This is a genomic window from Psychrobacillus sp. INOP01 (assembly GCF_018140925.1).
In the GTDB taxonomy this organism is placed as follows: domain Bacteria; phylum Bacillota; class Bacilli; order Bacillales_A; family Planococcaceae; genus Psychrobacillus.
In genome coordinates, this window is record NZ_CP073315.1 from 1,647,508 (window position 1) to 1,671,310 (window position 23,803).

Below are 23,803 nucleotides of genomic sequence, written 5' to 3' on the forward strand. Positions count from 1 at the left end.
GCGTCTCCCCCATCTATTCACTGGAATGATAGCGTTCTGTTCTTTTTTCCAATAAAGTAATCCCTACTACCAACAGTAATAGTGCAATAACGACCATCATACTTACATACGTCCAAACACTACTTAAAGTTCCCTCGTAAACCGTCACTCGTTTCATAGACTCCATCGCATAATAAATAGGGGAAATCCATTTCATCGCAAGCAACCCTTCCGACTGAACAATTTCCAGAGGCCAGTACGCTCCACCAATCATTGCAAATGCCACCGCTACAAGTGAAATGACAACACTGCTCTGACTTACTGTTTTCACTAAAGAGATTACAAAAACAGAGAACGCCATTACAAGCAATACATAGAAAGCAGCAATGATCACTACTTTCCAAAAACCATCGTACATATTAGTCCCTAACACATATCGGAAAACGAACAGGACTAGCAGCACTTGCACAAGCCCAATAATATAACTAAAAGAAAGATGTCCAAAGTATAATTGGAATCTACTAATAGATGCTAGCTTCAAACGATTCCATACACCCGAACGCTTATCATCTAATATAAATTGAACATTAATAGACACCGTATAAAAAACAAAGAATAACATAAAACCAAACAAGCTTTGAAGAGCATTATCGTAACGAAAGACCTCTGACTCATCCATTGCCTCTGTTTGAATAAGGAATGCTTGGTTTTCTTTCAAACTCACTTCTAACTTTGCCCATGCACCCTCTCCTCCTGCCTGTATTACTTGTTGTTTAAAACTAATATCACTATAAGCTGATTCAACTATTAGAGATAGATTTCTCACACTATCTGAATCCGAGGCAGAAAAAATGGTATAGGATGTTTCTTTCAAAGCAATACCGACCATTCGAATATCTTCTTTTGCTTGTTGTTGTAACTCTTCTTCTGTAGTTTCTCGAAGGGAATATCCTTCCTCTTCCTTTAATCTTTCTAGTACGGCTTGAGTCGTTTCAGAGCCATCCACAGACACTGATATACTCATCTTTCCATTACTAGTGCCTCCTACCAAATATGCCATTACTAAAGTCATTACCGTCATCATTATTAAAACGGTAGGCTTACGTACCAAATTTTGAAATCTAGCAATCCATATTCCCGTCATTCTGCCACACCTCTTCTCGGAAAGAAAACAATGGAAAGTAACACACAAACAACGACAAGTATATATAGAGCAAACATAAAGGGCCAAATAACAGATAAATCCTGACCTTTTTGTATAGATAGTATGGCAGACATCGTTGCTCCATTGGGAGTTAAATCTCCAATTTTCCCAAGCATTTCAGAAATATCTCGAATGTTAAAGAATGATCCGCCTAGGAAGGAAAATACCGTTATGAATAACCCGTTGAATATATTCGCAATACCATCTGTTTTAGTTCGAAACTGGAGCGTTGTCATTAAAGCGGATAACGCACCAACAAATAAACTATAGCTAACAATAATTACGGTCATGCCTTCTAAACTAATCCATTCTATTCCTAATACAAACATACCAAATAATAGCATAATCACTTGTTGGGTAAAGGCCACGAGTGTTCCTGTAAAGAAAATCGAAAGTGTATATAAAATAGGCGAGACTCCAGCCAATAAAATACGGTCATATACTTTCCACTGTACTTCCTGCAGAGCAAAGCCTGCTAGAAAAGCAGGAATATATAACGCGAACATCACCAACATCCCAACTGTGTAGTAAATAGATGCAGGGATTTTACGCTCATTTGCCTCTAAAACCTGCTCTATTTTCTCAACACCTTCGAGATTACTCATTATCTCCTGAGGTGATAAATTAGCCTCTAAAAGTGCTGCCGATTGCGTATACCCACTTTGCCAATCTGCTAGAACAGATTGGATTATGGACGCACGAATGTCATTATCTTGGTTTAAGTATAATGATAGTTCTGCAAAGTTTGCATTGTTAAAGTACGCTGTTTTAATATAATTCAGACGAAAATCAGTCGGAATATTTAGTATCCCATCTATGTTTTCATCCTGTCGAACAGCCTTTAAATCAACTGTCTGTTTATAGTCCACTGCAATATACTTTTTCATTTCATCGGAAGCCAGAATTGTATCTTTTAATAATTCAACTGGATCACTACTTTTAAACTGTTTGAGCAAAGCATCCAAGGCTGGACCAGTAACTCCTTCTCGTTCTAGAAAAAGCTTAATCGCTTCTTCCTCTTGAGTCCATGATGAATCATCTACTATGAGTAAATTTGCTTGAATAGCCGCTCCTTCTCCACCATCCATTATACTTCCTAACGCATTTGAAAGAATCGTTATTAAAACGAGTGGCATGACTAACAAAATAATTAACGGTTGCTTATTTCGGATAAGCATTTTCATTTGCTTTGCAATTAAACTAAACAGCATGACTCAATCTCCCCTCTAATCTCTCAGTGCTTTTCCGGTCAAATGCAAAAACACATCTTCCAGAGATGGCACTTTGACAATCGCAGAGGTAATCACTACATTGTTTGCCGCGGCAATCGCAAAAATAGTCGCCAGTGGTTCTTCACTTTTGGACATCGAAATCGTTAGTATCTCTTCTTCTATTCGAAGAGTTGCTTTTGGGAACTGTTCACCCAAGGCTTTTTCAAAATTCTCCGTAAGTAAATTCGCTTTCAATTCAATTGTTTGGTTGTCAGAGACTAGCGCTTTAAGCTCTTCTTTTGTACCGCGTGCAATTATTTCTCCTTGATCCATAATGTAAATTCTGTCACATAGCATTTCTACTTCTTCCATATAGTGACTGGTATATAAAAGGGTCATCCCCTCTTCTACAAACTGTTTTACCGTTTCTAAAATATACGTCCTCGATTGAGGGTCTATCCCGACAGTCGGTTCGTCCATGATTAACATAGAAGGCTTGTGCAGAAGAGCTGCCCCAATGTTTAGACGTCTTTTCATCCCACCAGAAAATGTTTTAACTATATCCTTTTGTCTTTCAGACAATCCAATTTTCATAAGCACTTCCGTTATCCGTGTTTCTAAAAGTTCACCTTTTAACCCATATATTCTTCCGAAAAAAGCTAGATTTTCTCTTGCGGAAAGCTCGGGATATAATGCGATTTCTTGAGGAACCACACCTAGTGTTTTACGCAAAGGCTCCGGATCTTTCGCGATGGATTTTTCATCCCATAATATTTCACCACTTGTCGGTATGACTAGAGAAGAAAGCATAGAAATAGTTGTCGATTTCCCTGCTCCATTTGGACCTAATAGTCCAACTGATTCCCCTGCCAACAGTTCCATATTGATTGCTCTTACCACTTCCTTTGTTTTAAATTTTTTGGAAAGATTTTTTGCTTGAAGCATTCTCCCATCTCCTTACAACCTAGTTAAAACGATTATAGCAAACTACTACACCAGTTTATGTAAAAATATTTTTAATATTTTGTATTCACAAGGATTAACGGTTGCCTCCGAGAGAGCGTATTTTTAAATACAAAAAAGCCGCCCTTTAAAGGACAGCTTTTTTATTGATTTTATGCTTCGTCTGTTGCGATTTTGTTTAAAGGTGTATTGTATAGATCTTTATCTAGTTCACCAGTGATTTTCGCAGTTGCGACACCAGCTGTCATAGATCCACTTACATTTACTGCGGTACGTCCCATATCGATTAATGGTTCTACAGATACTAGAAGCCCTGCTAACGCAACTGGTAAATTTAATGCGGATAGAACTAGGATTGCAGCAAATGTTGCACCGCCTCCAACTCCTGCTACACCAAACGAGCTAATTGCTACTACTGCGACTACAGTTAAGATGAACATTGGATCTAATGGATTGATACCTACTGATGGAGCTATCATAAATGCAAGCATCGCTGGGTAAATTCCTGCACATCCATTTTGTCCTATTGATAAACCGAACGAACCAGAGAAGTTTGCTACCCCTTCTGATACCCCCATTTTAGTTGTTTGTGTATTGATATTAATCGGTAGCGTACCAGCACTTGAACGTGAGGTGAACGCAAAGATTAATGGCTCTGCTGCTTTTTTCACATACGTTATTGGGTTTAATCCAGAAAGTGAAATGATCAATAAATGAATTGCGAACACTACCGCCAACGCAACATATGAAGCAAGAACAAACTTACCTAAATTGTATATGGCACCAAAATCAGATGTTGCAACGGTTCTTGCAATAATTGCTAAAATTCCGTATGGAGTTAAGCGAAGTACAAGTGTTACTACTCGCATAATTAATTTGTAAATTGCATCAATGCCTGTTTTAATAATTGCTGCCGTTTCTTTCTCTTTACGAGCTATTCCTAAATAAGCAAACCCTAAAAATGCCGCAAAGATAACTACACCGATAGTTGAAGTTGGACGTGCTCCCGTGAAATCTAAAAATGGATTTGCGGGTAATAAGTCAAGCATTTGCTCTGGAAGTCCTTTATCTGCAACTTCTGCGGAGCGACCTTCATAATATTCTGCGCGTTCAGTTTCTGCATCCCCTTGAATGATTTGGTCTGCATTCAAATCGAATAGTGCCGCGGAACTAATACCTATAACTGCAGCAATAGCAGTTGTCCCGATTAAGAAACTTAAAATGATTGCTGCCATTTTACCGAAGTTTTTACCAATCGTGATTTTTGTAAATGCCCCTAAAATAGAGATGAATACTAGAGGCATAACGATCATTTGTAGTAATTTCACATAACCAGTACCAATTAAGTTATACCAAGGTACGGTTTCTGCTAATACTTCCGAATCTACCCCGTAGGCAAGATTCAATACTAACCCTAGTACAATACCTAATCCTAGAGCTGTAAATACACGTTTCGAAAATGAAACATGTTTTTTCTGCATTATGATTAATACCCCAACTAATAGCAGTAAAGCTACTATGTTAAGAATAACAAATAATAAATTCATATAAATACCTCCATGTCTTGTGCTCATCATATAATAATACTTTTATCCCTATTGGTCAAGTAGGGATTACTTTCTAATTAATATATGTCTTCCCTACTTTCTTTGAGACAAATCAGCTATACTAGAAATAAATAAATAAATGAATCATTAGACAGGCACCGGGGGGTGAAAATTTGGTAGCAAGTTTTTATGGCATTATCGTTTCCGGCATTCTTATTTTAAATATTTCTTTGGCGATTGCTCTAATATTTTTAGAGCGTCGAGATGCTTCCGCTACTTGGGCATGGATTCTAGTCCTATTTTTTATACCTATTTTAGGATTTGGTATTTATTTATTGTTTGGTAGAAAGCTACGAAAAAAAACATTATTCCGTTGGGAAGGAAAAAGTAAGATTGGTATCGATAAACTCATTGAATTTCAAATGGAAGCTATTGAAGATGACTCGTTCGATTTTCGTTTAGATGATGCAATGCACTACAAAGAGTTAATCGTCATGCATTTACATAATAACCAAGCTGTCTTAACCCAAGACAATAAAGTGGAAATTTTCACTGATGGACGAGAAAAATTTGATGCACTACTACACGATATTGGACAAGCAAAGAATCATATCCACATTCAATACTATATCTTCCGATTAGATTCCCTAGGGCAGCAAATTTATCAGGCTTTGTTAGCAAAGGCAAAACAAGGGGTAAAAGTAAGAATTTTATACGATGATACTGGATCACGCTCCTTAAGAAAGAGACATTTTCATGAACTAATTGCGTTAGGTGGACGTGTAGAAGCATTTTTCCCTGCTATCTTTCCACTAATCAATCCACGCATGAATTATAGGAACCACCGGAAAATAGTCGTAATAGATGGACGGATCGGATATATCGGAGGATTTAATGTTGGCGATGAATATCTTGGTCTAAAAAAGAAATTTGGTTATTGGCGTGATACGCATTTACGTATTGAAGGTAGTTCTGTGCATCCTCTTCAAACTCGATTCATTCTAGATTGGAACCAAGCCTCAGCAGAGCATGATATCGAGTATTCTGATATATATTTCCCAGCTATTCCGATGAAGGGTTCCGTTGGTTTACAAATTGTTTCTAGTGGACCCGATTCCGAATGGGAGCAAATAAAAAATGGATACCTTAAGTTAATTATGATGGCCAAAAAGTATATTTATATTCAATCTCCATACTTCATCCCAGATGCTAGCTTCATGGATACGTTACGTATCGCATGTCTTTCCGGCATTGATGTAAGAATCATGATCCCAAATAAACCTGATCATATTTTTGTTTACTGGGCAACGTACTCATATGTAGGCGATTTAATAAAAGCAGGAGCTAAAGTGTATATTTACCAAAATGGATTTTTGCATACAAAAATGATTGTAATTGATGATGAAGCTTCTACAGTGGGCACGGCAAATATTGATGTGCGAAGTTTTAAATTGAATTTTGAAGTAAATGCATTTATATATGATCGTGAAACTTCTCATCAGTTAGCAGAGACATTTGAAGAGGATATGAAGTTATCTACAGAGATGACAGCAGAGATATATGAAGAAAGAACAAGAATGATTAAATTTAAAGAGTCATTAGCTCGTTTGATTTCACCAATACTTTAATAAAACTATGACTTATAAGAAAAGCGGATGCGCCCTTTTAAGTTAAAAACCTAATTTGTATCGTTTTCGGAGAACTTTGTACAGGCTTGCTGCTATATTATTACCGACTGATTTTTTTAAGAGGCTGGTCGTGACTGACGTCACAACCTGTCTCTCTTTTTTCGGTAATCTTATGGCGTTTGTCTCGTTAGGATATGCTAAATCTTCTGATTCAAGACACAAAATTTTATACTTACTTCTCTCATAAAAAAAGTGGTTTCCATTTCTGGAAACCACTTTTTTATATCCTAATCCCGTCTGTTAGAGATTCAGGAATTCTTCTAATGTTACGTTAGCTTCGTATACTTTAAGAGCTAGTTCTTCACCAATGTAACGGAAGTGCCACGGCTCATACATATAGCCTGTAATTTTTTCTGACCCTTTAGGATAGCGCATGATAAATCCGTACTTATGGGCATTAGCAGCCACCCATTTTCCAGCCTCTGTTTCACCAAAGCTTTCCCGTGCAAAATGTTGCTCAAAAAGCTGTTCTCCGATATCAAAGGCTAATCCTGTTTGATGTTCAGAGTATCCAGGACGCGCACTATAACGATCCGCTGCATCTTGACCATCATTCGTTACGTAGCGGTCATACAACTGAGTTTGATAGTCAAATGATCGGTACGTACTGAACGCTATAAGTTCATATCCAGACAAAGTAGCCTCTGCTGCCATTTCTTGAAATGCTGCTCTTGCTTCTTTGCTTTCACCAGGTGCATAAGTTGAGGGAAGAGGATATTTTTTACTAGCAATTATTACCCCTTCTACTACTGTCGGTTCCTGAGGTAATGTTTCATTTCCAATATAGCCCTTTGCCCCAGACATATCTACTTCTTCCACAACAGGCTCCTCCTTAACAGGGATTTCCTGTACCGGCTCTTCTACGATAGGTTCCTCTACATTAGATTCTCCTGCTTTGTCTACTTCAACCGTTTGTTTAACCTCTGTCAGATTACGAAGTTCCTCTATACTCTTATCTATATTCCAATCATTCATCCCTATCCACACTACCATTACTCCAATTAGTAGTCCTGCAGTAGTTCCAGAAACAATATATGGCCATTTTTTCTTCTTTTTTCCTTGTAACAAATTATATCTTGATTGCATTTTTTTGGACTTCCTTCTTTCTTATTACGTTATTTCTAGTTTACCATTTTTCCGATAACTATTCTCCTATTCAAATTGAACTTTAACAAAATAATTATAACCATCGTTACCGATAAAAGAATCCTCCTAAATAAGTAAAAGCGTATTTACCTGTTATAGGTAAATACGCTCTAATTAAAAAAATAATAAAAATAAAACGACAAAAAATAGGACTGCAAACAAAATGGACATACCCTTCATCCATTTTGCCTCTTTGACGAACCCTTTTTCTTTAAAGCTCATCGCTCGAAAGCCGTTACTAAGTGCAAAGATTGCCGTCATAAATAAAACAGCCATATTAATATTTCCTTTAATGATAAATACCAATGCAGAAATACTCACTGCAGCGATTAATAATCCAAAAATCCAATTTCTTTTCATCAATTACACCTCCTAAGAAAAGCGTAAGCACCTGTATTTTGAAAGGTACTGGAGTCTGGACACTCAAGAAAAAAACGAAGCAGCAAGCGCTTCGTTTTCATGTTATACAGATTCTTCTGCTTTTTCCGGATGATTTGAGTAGAATTTACGGCCCAAATATGTTTGGAATATTAGTAATAGTCCTCCGACTGCCCAATATACTGGCAATGCTGCCATAGAACTGAAGGAAATAAACATAATCATAATAGGCGAAATATAAATCATCATCTTCATTTGTTTCTGTTGCTGCTCAGGGACTGTCCATAATGAGACTTTTGCTTGTATGAAATAAACTGCTCCAGCAATAAGTGTCATCGCAATATCAGGAGAACCTAAGTTAAACCATAAAAATGGATGCGCTTTAATTTCGGCAGAATAAAGAATCGCAAAATACAATCCCATAACTATAGGCATCTGAATAATCATCGGCAGACAACCCATGTTTAGTGGGTTTACCCCATGCTTACGATATAATCCCATCATTTCTTGTTGTAGAGCCATTTGCTGTTCTTTATCTTTTGTCTCTTTTAGTCTCTTTTGGATATCGTCCATTTCTGGTTTCAGCTTGTCCATTTTTTGTTTCATGCCTTGTTGATTTTTATAATTTTTAAGCATTAAAGGCATAAGAGCAAGTCGAATCAGCACGGTAATAGCGATAATAGCTAATCCGTAACTACCATTGAACATTTCTCCAAAGAAATGTATAAGAAATTCAAAAGGTCGAACAAAAATATTATAAAAAGTACCTTCTTTGTTTTCTACTCCAGAACATCCACTAAGCACTAATGCCGCAAATACAAGGATAGAAAATAAACTAATCTTCTTTTTCAAATCTATTCACCTTCACTCATCAAACTATAAGAAGTATACCTTACTATGAAGCTATTTATCAAATTTAACCCTAAATTTTTAAACAGACTGTTGTTCATTAGGAAAATTATATTTAAAACTTGGATATTCTTGGTTATCCCGATATTGCTTCGGAGTTAGTCCCGTATACTTTTTGAATATGCGGGTGAAATAGCTTTGATTACAAAAATGGAAACTATTCGAAATATCGGATATAGCTTTATTCGTATTTCTTAAAAAATATTGACATTCTTCCACTTTACGAATGTTTAGATATTCCACGAGAGTCACACCCGTATGTTCTCTAAAGATACGAGAAAGATGACTAGTGCTTATGTTAAAGTGTTTAGCAATATCCTCTACCGTTAGATTTAACTCTATTTCATCATTAATATAGAGGATTACTTTGTTAACAGTTTGATGTCCAAATGATGGTTTTTTCCTTTCGGTTATTACCATCACAAAAAACTCTACCAGCTCATCTGCGCATAGTAAAAATTGTGCATCACTCATTTTCGTCTCGATCGTTTCTACACATGCAATATTAAAAGCCATCACTTTATCAGCTGGTACTTGACTTTCATTTAACTTTCTTGCCATAACAGCTGATAATTGTATGTAGTAATACTTTACGTTTAGAATCATATTCTTACGTGTTCTAGCTATTAATATATCAATCATGCTTCTTAAAATTTGTTTTGCTTCAGTTATTTCAAAGGAAAACATTTTTTGAAATAGCTGTTCTTCTAGTTCTAGGAAAGAATCAAAACCCTCTAATTTTATTATCGCACCTATTTCTCTATTATATACTTTGGAGAAATTCTCTAAAAATTGCTTCTCTACAGTCTTCATATGTCCCTCTTTTTCTCTTTTGTTAGGCCTTATTGATTATATAACCCTATTAGGTATGTTGTATTATTCTATATCATTATCCTGGAAATTAAGAGTTTTTTCAACTGTTAAGTTTCAATTTTTTTGGGTAAATAGCATTTTTATATGTTTGGGTAATACTTTTCTTTGCAAATGTGTACAATCTCCCTTTTTCCCCATCTACAGTAGAATATAGAGGTTTTCTAATTCGATTAATTTATGGTTCGATTCAATCACTTCAACTCCATTATCGTTTCTATGGCTCCAATTAAAATTTTGCACCCATTCTAGCTATAGAAGCTAATCCTGCTTGTTTTATAATATAAATATGTAATTTCCCATCATTTATCTCGACGGAATTTACCATTTTTTCAAATCCTCCTACTATATTCGCTAAGGCAACAGTAAAGGAAACAGTGCACCCTTCCAAATACCTAAATCATACATCTCCATTTCTTCAGTAGATATTCGATATAGTTGTTCTGCAAGACTATACCGTTTTACTACAAATAAATGCTAAACTATAAGTAATGTTCATTATAGAAATGAGGAGCAACAATGCGCTTTTTCGTATATATTATTATTTTTTTCTCGTTTTTCGACTTATTTTCCCAGCTACCAATAATGAGTCCCTTTGCAGAATCACTTGGTGCTACCCCCTTTATAACCGGTTTAGTTGTAGGAATGTACTCTCTTTCGAATACAATTGGTAATATTGTTTCTGGATTTTTAACCGATAGAAAAGGACCATTTTATATATTAATCATCGGTTTGTTTGCAACGAGCTTTTCATTATTCCTTTACCAATTTGCCGGAGATCCTATTGGGTTATTAGTTATACGATTTTTACATGGTTTAGTTGCCGGACTAATAGTACCAGCAGCGTTTACCTATTCAGCCAATAAAACTTCAAAGGATAAACGTGGTAAGGGAGTTGCCCTTTCTGGTGCATTTGTTGGACTAGCTGCAATCATAGGACCAGCTACAAGTGGAATTCTCGCTAGTAAAAAAAGTGAGGTATTTGTTTTAGGGATGACAGGTTCCATTATGCTTGTATTAAGTATATTGTCATTAGTTTTTTTAAGAAAAATAGCTATTGAAAGAAGGGATAAGGAGGCTTCCTCTCCTCATTCAGTTCGTTCTATTTTTCAACAGAATGGAATAGTTAAATCATTTGCAGGTGCTTTTTTCTTAATGTTTTCGCAAGGGGTTTTAGCATATATGCTGCCTTTAAAGGTATTACATCTTGGATTTGACACTAAAACAAGTGGGTTACTTTTAAGTACGTTTGGTTTTGTGGCAATTTTAGTATTTATTCTACCAATCAATCGAATATTTGATCGAGTGAAGCCTGTCTACACGCTTGCTTTTGGGATGTGCATCATGGGAATCAGTATGCTATTACTTGGACATAATGAATCCCTGAACTTTCTTTACATCTGCATGGGGTTATATGGAATTGGGTTTGCGTTTCTATTTCCTTCTATTAACTCACTTTTAATCGATTCCAGCGAACAGTCATACCGTGGTAAGGCATACGGTTATTTCTACGCATTCTTCTCTATTGGTGTCGTTGTGGGATCAAGTATTACTGGTTTTCTTGAACTAGATGCCACGGGCGGATTTACGATGACAGGAGTTATATTGATCATCGTGTCTATCTTGGCACTTGCCTGGAGGAAATAATAAGAAAAACCGGGCAAAAGACGCCTGGTCCTTTAAGAACAGAAACATAGATATGCCGTTAATTTCCGCTCCGGGCGGACGCTTTCGGTGCAGAAAACATTTGCTGTTCCCACTGGAGTCGCCGCCCTGCACTCCAATCAACCCAAGAAACCAGTGTTCACCGGACATTTTCATATAATGTCTTTAAAAAACAGGAATGTGGCAATTTGCCCATTCCTGTTTTTATTATGCATTATAATGTTATTTGCTCATTAAGATTAGGTTTCTTTTCTGCATCTGCAGTATCCTTAGAAGACTTCTTAGACTTGTCCTGTACCTCTTCATTATAGTACTGAACACTTGTCATAGCCCCTTCATCCACCATTTTATTATCTGGTATATCATGAGGATCTGGATGCCCCGCTGAAGTTAAATCAGATTTTTGATGCTTCTGTGAGTCTATGTAAGCATTCACTTTAGATTTTGTATTATTAAATGCTACTATTGCTTTATCACGATTCTCTTTTTTACTAAAATATGCATAAGCTCCTGCTGCTAATCCTGCCAATAAAAGTGATTTGTTTTTTGCCATCATAATTACCTCCAATTTTATATATATAGTTTATATACCCTACTTTAAATAAGTTCACACCTATTAAACAAACTAATTTTGAGAGAGATTTAAGTATTAAAAAAAGTGAAAATAACCTTTAGGTCAAAATCTGTTTCTATCGTTTTCAGTGGGCTTTGGACAGATCTGTTGCAATAATATGACCGGTTTATTTTTCACAGAGGCTTCTCATGACTAACGTCATGAGAAGCCTCTCTTTTTTCAGTAATCTTATACGGTTAGTCTCTCCGTAGCCCTCTTACAAAAACTCAAAACAGATTTAACATATTTATGGGAAGAAGGGAAGAAATTCTTTCCTACACATAGAGTAAGCGCCCGAAGATACAATTTCGGTCGCTACTCTCCTTCTCTATTGGATAGCTACTCACTATTTCTTTATAACTCCACTACTATATGAAAATTTCAGCAGAATTTATAAAGGATAATAGCATCCCTTCGATGATTTCAGGATGATTTTTCCTTACATTATATTAAATTAATTCTTTATCTTGGCGATATGCTACGCAAATCTTATCGTTGAGTACTGCTCCCTTAGTTGATTGTAGTGGAAGGTGGCGACTCCGGCGGGATGAGTGAGACAGATGAGACGTCACAACGAAGCGTAGCTCGGTGACGGCTCATCGCTCACCCCGCGGAATGCGTCCGCCTGAAACGAAAATCAGCAGTGTTTATTGACTAGATTTTAATCTTCAAAATATCGGCAACACTACAATTATGGCAGCGAAAATTTATACTTTGTTGTTCTGTAAAAGAATAGTTTTTCCATTTTATATTACATTTTGATTTCTAATTGATTTTAATTCTATATATTTGTAGAAGATTATAGTTATTTTTGTTATGATTACAAAAAGAATTCAGAGGTGATTTCAAATGATTAGGGCGACTACGTTAGATGATATTTCGATGATTCAACAGATCGCAAAGGTCAGTTGGAACGATACATATAAAAATATTATACCTATTGACATACAATCGCTTTTTTTAGAAAAGGCTTATTCCCCTATGATGCTAGTTAAAAGAATAGAAAAGACTATTTTCTTAGTTGCTGAGTATGAAGGTAAGCCTATTGGTTTTGCCAATTTTACATATGTGGACGAAGATGGTGATGCAGAACTAACTGCAATTTATGTATTACCGGAGTACAAACACATTGGATATGGAAAAAAGCTATTATTAGCCGGGCTAAATGAAATGCCAGCTGGTCGACAACTATTTGTTTACGTTGAAAGCGAAAATGATAGCGCTCGTCATTTTTATGAAAATTTCGGCTTTGAGTGTTTAGAAGAATTCGATGAATATTTTGAAGGACATCCTTTAACTACAGCTAAATATGTATATCTATTGAAAACACCGGCCTATTAGGTCGGTGTTTTTGTGAATTAAAGTGTCTTCTCTGTTGTATAGAATTCCTCTTGGAGTTGAACTGGTGGTTTACGGACAAAGCACATGATTGCCGCGATATACAATAGAAGAGATGTTGGCGATAGTATGCCAGCAAATAGACCTGCTATGATGAACATAATTCCTGCTAACTTAGGGTTTTTATTTTTTGAAATAGAAACTATTCCGATAATATTCAAGATCAAGCTAATTACAAGAATGATGACAAATACCCAGCCAAATATATTGAACGCATCAATAACTAAGTCCATATTATCGTCTATAATTTGCAAATCCGCTTCCGTCATGGTTGGTTCCTCGGCAATGACGTTCTGGAATTCGGTTGTGAAAGCTTCATCTTTCAATACGTTGCTTCCACTTATCACTAAAATTGTTACTAAAATGATGCTAAGTAATGTCATAATTGCACTAATGACACCTAATACTATTTCTCCTGTACGTGACATAGAATTCAGTCCCCTCATTTTTTATGTGTTCCTTTTAATTCTACGATAAATACTTGAAAAAGTTTCGTATAATTTTAATGTCCCCTTCATAATATAGTTTAAACCTGTTTAAAAATCCAAGGACAAGGGTATTAATAAACTATTAACGAAAATAGAGAGGATGAGTTTCATGGAAAAAAAATTAATTTTTAGCCAATCAGATTTCCTTTATACGTTGGCAGGTGCATCGGCATTAACAGGAATTTTAGTATTTTTTACACAAATTTAATAAGATTATTATAAAAAGGCAATCCTTTTCTAAAAAGAAGCGGATTGCCTTTTTGTTTTATGCTTTTACATCATCATATTCGTCAGATTTTGAGAAGGCTGCCACTACATACGAGCAAACTGGCTCCATCTTTAGCTCCTGCTCTCTCGCATAAGAAGCAGCGCTATCTAATAATTTCTTAGCAACTCCCTGGCCTCTCAATTTATCAGAAACATATGTGTGATCCATCACCATTACATCCCCAAGTAACGTCCATGTAATTTCCCCTAGTCTTTCTCCGCCTTGTATATATTGATAAGCATAAACATCGTTTCCTAATTCTTTGAATTGAAATTCCATCTTTAACCACTCCTTTTCTGAATTTTAGCATATTTATTTATTGATTGACAACGGACGCAACTTTGCTTCAATTTCTTCTCTTCTTGTTTCTAGAAAAGGTGGTAGTGCTAACCTTTCTCCCAAGGTCTCCATTGGTTCATCTGTATCGAATCCTGGCTCATCCGTAGACAGTTCAAATAAAATACCATTCGGTTCTCTGAAATAGATTGCCTTGAAATAGTAACGGTCCACTAATCCAGACGTCGTAAAGCCATTTTCGCGTAAACGCTCCTCCCATTTTGGATAATCCTCCATAGTGGGAATTCGAAATGCTACATGATGTACACTTCCGCGTCCAGGTCGCTCCATTGGTAAATCTGTACGTGTCTCTACATGAACTTCGCCAGCTGGACCGCCTTTTCCAGTCGTATAAACCTGGATATGTGGCATTTCATTGATGTCGGATGGGTAAGAACCTGCTAACTCAAATCCAAGTATTTCTATTAATACTTTTTTTGTAGCCGCTGGTTTTCGGACAGTTAGCTTTATTGGACCTAGGCCAACAATTGCATTATCAGCTGAAATCTCCTCCTTAACCCATGCTTCACCATAGGGAATTCCAGTCCCATCGTCGACAACTAGCATATGCCGTGCCCCTTCAAAATCTTCAAAGTAAAGTGTACTACGACCAAATCGTTCTGTAATGGAATCATGTGATATACCTAGCTTCTCAAATCTACTTTTCCAAAATTGCAGTGCTTCCTCACTTTTTACACGGAAACCTGTATTACTGATACTTGATACTCCTGGATATGTTCTTCCTGCTTGTGGTATGTCAAAGTATGTCATATCCGTTCCTGGTGAGCCTACCGCATCTGCGTAAAATAAATGATAGGAGGACGGATTATCCTGATTTACACTTTTTTTCACTAATCGCATTCCTAAAATTCTTGTGTAGAAGTCGTGATTTTTATCAGCGTCAGCGGTAATTGCTGAGACGTGGTGGATTCCTGCCAATTTCATTTGTTTTCCTCCTTTTGCTAATTACTTTGAATTCAAGATATATTATTTGTTATATTAACAAAGGGTTGGACCTTTTGCAAATAAAGTGAATAAGGGGAATAGATTTTATACTAGAGCCCCTCTCGCTATTCAAGAGGACAACAACTCTATATACATAGAATATATTCTATGCGGGAACAAGCATATCCCCATTACTTTACTACATCAAACAAAACCCTCCTGTCCAATAATAGACGGGAGGGCTACATATCAGTTGAAGATAGAGCGAATCGAATCAATTAGATCTTTAAAGAAGTTTTTAACACCTTCCCAAAATCCTTCATTGTCGACAATTGCAGCAATTTTATCTTCAATTGTTTTACTTAAATCATTCAGTTCATCTGACCATTTGCTGAAGTCGATATCTAATTGACGAATGCGGTCCATTAAATCGATTAATAGCTGGCGATCTTTTTCTGAAAGCTCAATGTTTAGATTGGTTAATTGCTCGGAAACAATTTTCTCCACTTCTTCACGGGAAACTGGATTTTGTTCAGCAATTTGCTTTTTGATTTCCGTTAGTAATTCACTTACTTTTGCTTCATCAATACCCGCATCTTTTGCTAAACTAGTAGCAATAGATAGTTCGTCATTTGCTACATCAGTACGCTCAGGGTCTAGTTTTTCACCTGTAACCTCATAAGCTTTGTATATTCCTACTAGAGCCGAATGGCCAGTCACAGGCTTGGGTGCAGCAATTTCTACTACTGCATCCGTAATTCCAGCAGTAAGCATAGCATTTGCATACATTTCAGATGTTACTTCGGTAATATCATCTGGCGTAACAATGCTTATGACCAGACCTTTTCCAGCATCTTTTCTTGTAATTTTAGCAGAAGAGAACATTCTTGCAGATGCGTCTCCGTCCTGTAAATAAGTTGCTAGATCCTGACCAGTTACTTCTATTTCTTGAACATCTGATTTATCCGTTATTTTCAAGCTTTTCTTTACGCTATCTTTTTGTTCAGCAGTTAGGTTTCCACCATATACTACAATAGGTGCACCAAATTTTTCGTTTACAACTTCTTCAGTGGAGCCATCTGAATCTGCCATTGAAGAAGTAGGTGCGATGACCATACCAATTAATAACATAGCTGTAATGAATGGCAAAAATAATTTCTTCATTCTATTAACCCCTTTCCCTTCTATTCCTTCAATAATACGAAAACAGGAGTAAAAAGTTCCGACTAATCGATTCCTTTTACTCCATATGAATTACATTTTCAATTGTGTCCAACCATCTTCTTGAACAATTTTTTTATCTTTCATCAGTTTGCCTAGGGCACGTTTGAACGCCGCTTTACTCATGCTGAACATTTCTTGAATTTCATCTGGAGATGACTTATCTGTAAATGGCATTTTACCGCCGACATCATTTAAATAACGGAATATAGATTCTGCATCGTCCTCTAAACGTTCATGTCTACGTGGTAGTAGTGAACCATTCAATGATCCATCCTCTTTCACATCAATAATTCGAACAGTCAAATCTTCCCCTAGTCTTGGTTCATTTAGTCGTTCTGACTCATGCACAAAAATACGATAGTTTTCTGGAACGCTTAACAAAAAAGTACCTACAGGTAGCAAACGATACGCACGCGCTTGAAGATTCTGATTGAATAATGTCGTTGGAGCGTCTATATATAACTCCTCTACTCTATCCTCGGTAGCTAAACGTCCGAATAACTCACCATCTTTATCTGTACGAAGAGTCATATATAAATGATCACCAACAGCCGGCCATAATTCTTTAATTTTCGGTAGATCGTCCTCTTTAACCTGAACTTCCTTGGACGTACCGATATCGACAAATACACCTTCTCTATCAGCTACTTTAATAACACGAGCCCAACCGTATGTGCCTTTTTGAATAGATGGAAGCTGCGTTGTGGCAGATAGATTCCCTCGTCTGTCCACAAACAAGAATGCTTCAATTGTGCCACCAACCTCTAAGTCCTCTGGAGCCTCAGATGCATTTAACGGAATGTCCATTCCATCATATGTTAAAACCCATTTCGATCCGTCTTGTTCTTTCACTTGTAACTTTACTATTTCTCCTGATGCTGTTCCTATCAAAATTACCGCTCTCCTTCTGACCATTTATGGTACTGATCTTTACCTGTTATTTTTGATTTTATAGAGCATTATCAGCTCGGATAAATAATGACGCTTCACTATCCTCTAACTTTTGTAATATTGCTCCACCCTGACTTACCGACAATGTTATCCAAATTTCATCACAGGTATAACTGTCCCTTATTTCATGAACTTTCACAAGAACATTATGTGCTACTTCCCCTATAACCGATTCATCTGAATCATAAACCATAGTTATAAATTCATGAATACAAAAGCGCGTAATAAATCCTTTACTTTCAAAACTCAACCCCATATCCTTCTCAAAGGTTGTATGTATGTTGTATTTGTTATCTCAATAATTCTAATGAAAATTACTCACTATCCCTGTCTTGTAATTCCAAAAGCTTTGACTGTAATGCTGGATTCTCTTCTAAAAATAATACTAAATCTGCAATACGGTCGATGGAGTTCCAACTTAAATGATGTTCGATTCCTTCTACATCATTGTAAATATTCTCTTCCTTCACACCAATGATCCGTAAGAAATTTTCTAAAAGTTCATGTCTTTTCACCAATCTCTTGCCAAGTTTCATCCCTTTTGCGGTAAGAGTTAGTCCTCGATACTTTTCATATATTAAGAAGCCATCTTTATCTAATTTTTGAACCATTTTTGTTACGGAAGATGGTAATACAGACAATGCTTCTGCAATATCAGACACACGAGCATACCCTTTCTGCTCGATTAACAAATAAATTTGTTCGATATGGTCTTCCATGCTTGGTGTTGGCATATATATCTTCCTTTCATCTCTACTCTATATATTTTACTACAATGAAGACCCTATCACAATTATAGATATTTTTTCCTATATCTCGATACATATGAAAAACCTTATCAAATACAGACAAGGTTCTAGTGGCGATGCGGGTATTTTCCCACAACGTAAATGGAGTGGATAATTCTTTTATTGATCCATTCTAAGTTTTCTTTTGTATTTAAGCGTTCGAAAACGGCGTTTCTTCCTTTTTCTGTTGTAACGTAATGCGCCGGTAATGTATTTAAACTCAATGCGATAATATCTCGCTCGCATTGTTCACATTTGCAGAAGGTTTGGTATTCCGGACCTCTCATCAATACACTGACAAGACTATGAACTATTTCTTGCATCACATTCGTAAGCAATGACTACACTCCTTTCATGCATAGAAAATGGAAGCATGTTTAATACTATACCCAAAAGGGTAAAATTTTAATATCAACATGACTAATAAATAAAATAAAGAGAGGATGAATATACTATGGGTAAAATTTTATGGGGAATAATCGTCGTATTAATCGTACTTTGGTTACTTGGTTTAGTATTGAAGATTGGCGGAGGACTTATTCACGCACTATTAATTATTGCAGGTATTATTTTTGTTGTTCAATTAATCACTGGAAAAAGATCAGTGTAAAGAAAGGTGTTGCCGAACTGGCAACACCTTTTTCTATCTTTAATTTACTTATAACTAGCACCTAAAAGATTAGAAGATTGAGTTAAATTAAACTATCTACTCTTACATTGTCAATATTGCTCCGTTTTTATCGAAACTTTTTAAACAATATTTCTTAGATGGACTCTTGCGATTGCCTAACTTTGGCGTATATGCATGTATCCCTCAGCTTTTTCCCATCCGCAGATAAAGAATCTTTTTGCAGTATGCCTTCCAATGTATATCCAGACCTTTCTGCAACAGAGCGGCTTCGGACATTTTCACTATCACAACGAATTTCTACTCGATTGGCATGTAATTCCTCAAATGCAAATTGGGTAATACGTTCACAGGCTTCTGTCATTAAACCTTTTCCTTCAAACTTGCTATCGATCCAATAGCCAATTTCAAATTTACGAACATCCCAATCTATTCGATGTAATCCAGAAGCACCTACAAACTCATCTGTGTCTCTTAAATATAACTGAAGTCGTAAATCCTTTCGGGTTATAAAATCCGCAACCGCTTGGCGCATATTAGTAGTTATCTGCTCCAATGACTGTTTTTTTTGCGCCCATGGCATCCATTCTTTTAATGCTGAATCCGAATTGATTACCGCCTTCCAAATTTCCTCGGCGTCTTCCACTTTAGGTGCACGTATCAACAAACGCTCCGTGTAAAATTCCTCAGGAAAAGAAAGCTCTTCTTTAACAGGTAAAGGTTTATGAAAATCTTCATCCCATTTCACCGGAGTGGCAGTCCCTTTTAAGAAATCCTCTCTCGTCAGACCATATGTTACTGCATCATAGTAGGAATCCTCTTTAGGTGAAAACCAAGCTTGTCGTAGTTGAGCTTCCTTTACAAATCCAGCTCGCTCAAACGTTTTTCGCATCGCGAAATTATCTTGTCGTGTATGACCTTCTAAACGAATTTTTGCTTCTGGCAGTTGGAATACATATTCTGCTACAAGCTTTAATGCATTTGGTCCATAGCCGCTACCCCTAGCATGATCAGCAATACGCAAGTCAAAAAGGGGAATCTCATCTTGTAAATCATAAATTTTAACGAACCCAACTTTTTCATTTGCTTCGTTTTCAATCCAAAAGGTTTTCACTTCATCCGATTGATATCCACCCTCTTCAATCGTTTTCTCTATTAGCTCCCTTGCTGGGTGTGAGTTTCCATGATAGGGCCAACTATTTGTCGTCATAAAGTGGATTAGCTGCTCTTGTTCTTCCATTGTCCATTCCGTAAGCTTCATTTTTCCTGCCTCCGTACGTGCTATTTATTTACCTTTATAAGTCGTAAAGAATTCAGCACTACTAATAATGTAGCCCCCATATCTGCAAAGATAGCAATCCATAAAGTTAACCATCCAGGAATAATGAGGAGCAGTGCAATTACTTTTAATCCTAAAGCAAACATAATATTTTCTTTAATAATATGCAATGCTTTTCGACTTAATCGGATTGTATAAGGCAACTTTTCTAGGTCATCGCCCATTAAAGCCACGTCTGCTGTTTCAAGTGCCGCGTCTGTTCCTGCTCCGCCCATTGCAATACCAACAGTTGCTGCTGCTAATGCAGGAGAATCATTGACACCATCTCCAACCATTGCAACCGTCCCGTACTTATCTTTTAAGGCTTTTATAGCAGAAAGTTTTTGCTCTGGCATTAGCCCCGCCTCTATATCCGTCATTCCAAGCTTCGCTGCGATGGCGTTTGCAGTGCGTTTATCATCTCCTGTTAGCATTACAGTATGTTGTATACCTGCTTTTTTCAGCTTTTCAAGTACGTTTTTACTTGTTGCGCGTATTGGATCTGCTACAGCTATAAACCCTTGATATACACCATCTGCTGATGCAAGCATGACAGTATTCCCTTCCGTTTGCAGCTGCTCAATTCTAGTAATGACTTCGGTTGAAACATTGCTTATAGAGGAAATCCAACTAACACTTCCGACTGACCATTTTGTTCCGTCAACTACACCCTCTGTCCCTTTACCAGTGACAGAATGGAATTGCTCGATTTCTACACGATGAATATGCTCTTTTGCACCATATTTTACAATAGACTGCGCCAGAGGATGCTGAGAGTAAGTTTCGATAGACATTACTTTTTGAATAAACTCTTTCGGAACTTCAGCCTCTACATGTGTGACCTCTGGATACCCTTTTGTTAGCGTGCCTGTTTTGTCAAATGCAATTGCTTGAAGTCGACCAATTTCCTCTAAGTGGATACCACCTTTGATCAATACGCCCTGTTTTGCTGCATTTCCGATTGCTGTCACTATGGCAACTGGAGTGGAAACTACTAATGCACATGGACAGCCTACTACTAAAACCGCAAGTCCTTGGTAAATCCATGTTTGCCAATCTGCTCCGAACAGCGGAGGAACTATAGCCACTAATATAGCAATGACTATAATGGCAGGTGTATAATACTTCGCAAACTTATCTACAAACTTTTGAGATGGTGCTTTTTCTGCCTGTGCTTCTTCAACAAGATGGATGATTTTTGCTATTGTTGTGTCTTCCACACGCTTTGTCACTTTTACTTCAAGTGACCCTTCTTCATTTAATGTACCAGCAAAAACTTCATCATCTATCGACTTCATGACTGGCACTGACTCACCGGTAATTGATGCTTGATTCACTGCAGAAGTACCTTTTAATACAACTCCATCCATCGCAATTTTTTGTCCTGGTTTTACAATTAGCACATCATTTATCTGTATAAAATCTGTATCAACCTCTACTAACTTCCCATTTTTGCGTATGGTTGCAGTCGGTGGTGCAATATCCATTAATTGACTGATTGACTGACGCGCTTTATTCATCGAGTAGGCTTCTAATGCCTCACTGACAGCGAATAAGAATACTACTACAGCACCCTCGCGCCATTCCCCAATAATCGCTGCTCCAATAATAGCAATCGTCATAAGCGTCTTCATATCGAAATAAAAACGAGATAAATTAACTAGCCCACCTCTAAATAAATCAAAGCCTCCCACTAATATAGAAACGATAAATAATCCTATTGCGAGCGGGTGTGATTCCTCAAATGCAAATGATGCGATAATCCCTATTACTAAAAAAACAAAAGAAATAACCGTTAAGACATTTTCTTTTCTTTTGAAAAAAGGAACTTTTTCAATTTGACGTTTTTTGACAGTTGTCACCTTTATGCCATCGAATGCTCCAGCTTTTTCAATATCCTCTATCGTTGCTTTTCCAATGACGGATACTTTAGATGCACCAAAATTAACCGTGGCATCCTCTACCTCAGGAAGATTTTTAATATTATTTTCAAATTTCATGGCACAATTGGCACATGAAAGATTTTCTAACCGATATTCTTGCTTAACTGCTTTCCCCATCCTCTTCACCCTCTTCTATCGCATGTTCATATGCGAGTTTTACTAACGCATTCACATGATGGTCTGCTAACGAATAATAGACTAGTTTTCCCTTGCGCTGTGATTTGGCTAGAGATAAATCACGTAAAAATCGTAAATGGTGAGATGCTGTCGCTGTAGATGAACCTATAATTTCTCCAACATCACAAACGCAAAGCTCTTCCTCTATTGTTAAGGCATACGCTATTTTTAATCTTGTTTCATCTGCTAGGGCTTTGAAAATTTGAGCAGCCTTCACTAATTCTGGCATTTGCTTCTTCACGGAAATTACTACATCTTCATGTACCTTTGTTACTTCACACATATCTTTCGCTTGCATACTTTCACCTCATTCAAATGTTCGTTTGATTGTTATTTTTAGTATATGTTCAAAATATTTAAAATGCAACTTATTCAAATGGGCATTTGAATGTTTTTTTAGATTCTATTCATAGCTTTTGTTCCTGTATGTTTTAAAAAATGAGCAATAAACGCGTGAGCGATGGCGGTGGTTCATCGCTAACTCCGTGGAACGCGTCCAGTGTTCACGGTACTTTTTAATATACTCTCTTATCTTTAAAAAAAGAAAAACGCTTATCGGTTCGATAAGCGTTTCTCTTTATTGTACTTAGAGCAATTAAATTTCATTTTGTTGAATACGTTTAATTAATTCTTTTAGCCAAAAAGTTGCATGTTCTACTTTTGTCTCCATATATCCACCAATAAGTTCCAAAAGTTTTTCTTTATCGTTACCTACTTGCACGTGCGTATCATAATTTGTAATCTGTTCCCAACGTTCAATATAATTATCCAATTTCTTTTCTAGTATTTCTACTACTTTATCACGTTCTACATATTCAATACTTGCGATGCCAACGAGCATTTCACTAATCGTATCTGCAGTTTCAAACAACTGATAAATTTTTTTCGGTAATTCTTCACGACCTTTTGCAGTAATAGCAAATACTTGCTTATCTGGTCTATTTTCTTCTTTAATAGTTTCAAATGATTCGATTAAACCTTTTTTAGCTAACGTTTCGAAATGATAATACAGTTTGCTTTCTGTTAATCCCCCAAGCTTATCCAATGGAATTGGCTCTGAAAGCTCTTTTTTTAGTTTATATGGATAACTGTTATCCTTCATCAGTTTACTCAAAATATAAATTTGGATTGCCATGATTACGCCCCTTTTGGCGAGATTTACTTCA

25 protein-coding genes are annotated in these 23,803 nt (G+C 36.6%); 4 read left to right on the forward strand and 21 right to left on the reverse strand.

All coding sequences use genetic code 11. The features are described from left to right. Positions 1 to 13: 13 nt before the first annotated feature. The 4 genes from KD050_RS08290 to KD050_RS08305 form a co-directional block, all read right to left on the reverse strand. Positions 14 to 1,123, reverse strand: a complete 1,110-nt coding sequence (locus KD050_RS08290; RefSeq protein WP_211895700.1) for an ABC transporter permease — start codon at positions 1,121 to 1,123, stop codon at positions 14 to 16. Further along, entirely contained in the window at positions 1,120 to 2,394 is a 1,275-nt protein-coding gene (locus tag KD050_RS08295) for an ABC transporter permease (protein ID WP_211895701.1), read from the reverse strand. Before KD050_RS08295 ends, KD050_RS08290 begins: the two co-directional genes overlap by 4 nt. A gap of 15 nt (positions 2,395 to 2,409) precedes the next feature. After that, positions 2,410 to 3,339 (reverse strand): ABC transporter ATP-binding protein, encoded by a 930-nt coding sequence (locus tag KD050_RS08300; protein ID WP_211895702.1) that lies wholly within the window; start codon positions 3,337 to 3,339, stop codon positions 2,410 to 2,412. 170 nt (positions 3,340 to 3,509) lie between these two features. Next, complete coding sequence (locus tag KD050_RS08305) at positions 3,510 to 4,904, reverse strand: L-cystine transporter (RefSeq protein WP_211895703.1); 1,395 nt, start codon at positions 4,902 to 4,904, stop codon at positions 3,510 to 3,512. Positions 4,905 to 5,077: 173 nt separating this feature from the next. On the opposite strand from KD050_RS08305, the gene cls reads away from it, so the two are divergent. Beyond that, entirely contained in the window at positions 5,078 to 6,532 is a 1,455-nt protein-coding gene (cls, locus tag KD050_RS08310; RefSeq protein ID WP_211895704.1) for a cardiolipin synthase, read from the forward strand. A 300-nt stretch (positions 6,533 to 6,832) separates the two neighbouring features. Here the strand turns inward: cls and KD050_RS08315 are convergent, their stop codons facing one another. From KD050_RS08315 to KD050_RS08330, 4 genes are all read right to left on the reverse strand, one after another. Further along, positions 6,833 to 7,678, reverse strand: coding sequence for a M15 family metallopeptidase (locus KD050_RS08315; protein WP_235753947.1), 846 nt, complete (start codon positions 7,676 to 7,678; stop codon positions 6,833 to 6,835). Between the two features lie 174 nt (positions 7,679 to 7,852). Continuing rightward, positions 7,853 to 8,098 carry a hypothetical protein gene (locus KD050_RS08320; RefSeq protein ID WP_211895705.1) on the reverse strand — a complete coding sequence of 82 codons (246 nt, stop codon included), beginning with the start codon at positions 8,096 to 8,098 and terminating at the stop codon, positions 7,853 to 7,855. A gap of 102 nt (positions 8,099 to 8,200) precedes the next feature. Continuing rightward, complete coding sequence (gene yidC, locus KD050_RS08325; protein WP_211895706.1) at positions 8,201 to 8,968, reverse strand: membrane protein insertase YidC; 768 nt, start codon at positions 8,966 to 8,968, stop codon at positions 8,201 to 8,203. Between the two features lie 78 nt (positions 8,969 to 9,046). After that, positions 9,047 to 9,838, reverse strand: a complete 792-nt coding sequence (locus tag KD050_RS08330; protein ID WP_211895707.1) for a helix-turn-helix domain-containing protein — start codon at positions 9,836 to 9,838, stop codon at positions 9,047 to 9,049. Between the two features lie 576 nt (positions 9,839 to 10,414). Between KD050_RS08330 and KD050_RS08335 the strand changes: the two genes are divergently transcribed. After that, on the forward strand, positions 10,415 to 11,542 hold the full coding sequence (locus KD050_RS08335) for an MFS transporter (protein ID WP_211895708.1): 1,128 nt from the start codon (positions 10,415 to 10,417) through the stop codon (positions 11,540 to 11,542). Positions 11,543 to 11,774: 232 nt separating this feature from the next. Here the strand turns inward: KD050_RS08335 and KD050_RS08340 are convergent, their stop codons facing one another. Continuing rightward, a complete protein-coding gene (locus KD050_RS08340; RefSeq protein ID WP_211895709.1) occupies positions 11,775 to 12,113 on the reverse strand; it encodes a hypothetical protein in 339 nt (112 codons plus the stop codon). 909 nt (positions 12,114 to 13,022) lie between these two features. Here KD050_RS08340 and KD050_RS08345 point away from each other — a divergent pair. Then, positions 13,023 to 13,514 (forward strand): GNAT family N-acetyltransferase, encoded by a 492-nt coding sequence (locus KD050_RS08345; RefSeq protein WP_211895710.1) that lies wholly within the window; start codon positions 13,023 to 13,025, stop codon positions 13,512 to 13,514. A 17-nt stretch (positions 13,515 to 13,531) separates the two neighbouring features. On the opposite strand, the gene KD050_RS08350 is transcribed toward KD050_RS08345, so the two are convergent. From KD050_RS08350 to KD050_RS08385, 8 genes are all read right to left on the reverse strand, one after another. Then, a complete protein-coding gene (locus tag KD050_RS08350; protein ID WP_211895711.1) occupies positions 13,532 to 13,999 on the reverse strand; it encodes a DUF4064 domain-containing protein in 468 nt (155 codons plus the stop codon). 325 nt (positions 14,000 to 14,324) lie between these two features. Further along, positions 14,325 to 14,606: a GNAT family N-acetyltransferase gene (locus tag KD050_RS08355; RefSeq protein WP_211895712.1), complete on the reverse strand. Its 282-nt coding sequence runs from the start codon at positions 14,604 to 14,606 to the stop codon at positions 14,325 to 14,327. Positions 14,607 to 14,639: 33 nt separating this feature from the next. Beyond that, positions 14,640 to 15,608: a ring-cleaving dioxygenase gene (locus tag KD050_RS08360; RefSeq protein WP_211895713.1), complete on the reverse strand. Its 969-nt coding sequence runs from the start codon at positions 15,606 to 15,608 to the stop codon at positions 14,640 to 14,642. Between the two features lie 249 nt (positions 15,609 to 15,857). Continuing rightward, positions 15,858 to 16,772 carry a DUF1002 domain-containing protein gene (locus KD050_RS08365; protein ID WP_211895714.1) on the reverse strand — a complete coding sequence of 305 codons (915 nt, stop codon included), beginning with the start codon at positions 16,770 to 16,772 and terminating at the stop codon, positions 15,858 to 15,860. 90 nt (positions 16,773 to 16,862) lie between these two features. Beyond that, positions 16,863 to 17,723 (reverse strand): CvfB family protein, encoded by an 861-nt coding sequence (locus tag KD050_RS08370; RefSeq protein WP_235753948.1) that lies wholly within the window; start codon positions 17,721 to 17,723, stop codon positions 16,863 to 16,865. Between the two features lie 58 nt (positions 17,724 to 17,781). Next, positions 17,782 to 18,033: a nucleotidyl cyclase domain-containing protein gene (locus KD050_RS08375; protein WP_211895716.1), complete on the reverse strand. Its 252-nt coding sequence runs from the start codon at positions 18,031 to 18,033 to the stop codon at positions 17,782 to 17,784. A 64-nt stretch (positions 18,034 to 18,097) separates the two neighbouring features. Then, positions 18,098 to 18,517: a transcriptional regulator MntR gene (mntR, locus tag KD050_RS08380; RefSeq protein ID WP_211895717.1), complete on the reverse strand. Its 420-nt coding sequence runs from the start codon at positions 18,515 to 18,517 to the stop codon at positions 18,098 to 18,100. Positions 18,518 to 18,639: 122 nt separating this feature from the next. Next, a complete protein-coding gene (locus KD050_RS08385) occupies positions 18,640 to 18,909 on the reverse strand; it encodes a late competence development ComFB family protein (protein ID WP_370627196.1) in 270 nt (89 codons plus the stop codon). A gap of 116 nt (positions 18,910 to 19,025) precedes the next feature. Here KD050_RS08385 and KD050_RS08390 point away from each other — a divergent pair, with 116 nt between their 5' ends. Continuing rightward, complete coding sequence (locus tag KD050_RS08390) at positions 19,026 to 19,181, forward strand: lmo0937 family membrane protein (protein WP_211895718.1); 156 nt, start codon at positions 19,026 to 19,028, stop codon at positions 19,179 to 19,181. Between the two features lie 154 nt (positions 19,182 to 19,335). Here KD050_RS08390 and KD050_RS08395 read toward each other — a convergent pair whose 3' ends face one another. The 4 genes from KD050_RS08395 to KD050_RS08410 all read right to left on the reverse strand — a co-directional run bounded on the left by KD050_RS08395 (position 19,336) and on the right by KD050_RS08410 (position 23,772). Next, complete coding sequence (locus KD050_RS08395) at positions 19,336 to 20,460, reverse strand: GNAT family N-acetyltransferase (protein ID WP_211895719.1); 1,125 nt, start codon at positions 20,458 to 20,460, stop codon at positions 19,336 to 19,338. 20 nt (positions 20,461 to 20,480) lie between these two features. Further along, positions 20,481 to 22,577 (reverse strand): heavy metal translocating P-type ATPase, encoded by a 2,097-nt coding sequence (locus KD050_RS08400; protein WP_211895720.1) that lies wholly within the window; start codon positions 22,575 to 22,577, stop codon positions 20,481 to 20,483. Then, complete coding sequence (locus tag KD050_RS08405; RefSeq protein WP_211895721.1) at positions 22,561 to 22,935, reverse strand: ArsR/SmtB family transcription factor; 375 nt, start codon at positions 22,933 to 22,935, stop codon at positions 22,561 to 22,563. Before KD050_RS08405 ends, KD050_RS08400 begins: the two co-directional genes overlap by 17 nt. Before the next feature lie 297 nt (positions 22,936 to 23,232). Beyond that, on the reverse strand, positions 23,233 to 23,772 hold the full coding sequence (locus tag KD050_RS08410) for a PadR family transcriptional regulator (protein WP_211895722.1): 540 nt from the start codon (positions 23,770 to 23,772) through the stop codon (positions 23,233 to 23,235). Positions 23,773 to 23,803 lie beyond the last annotated feature (31 nt).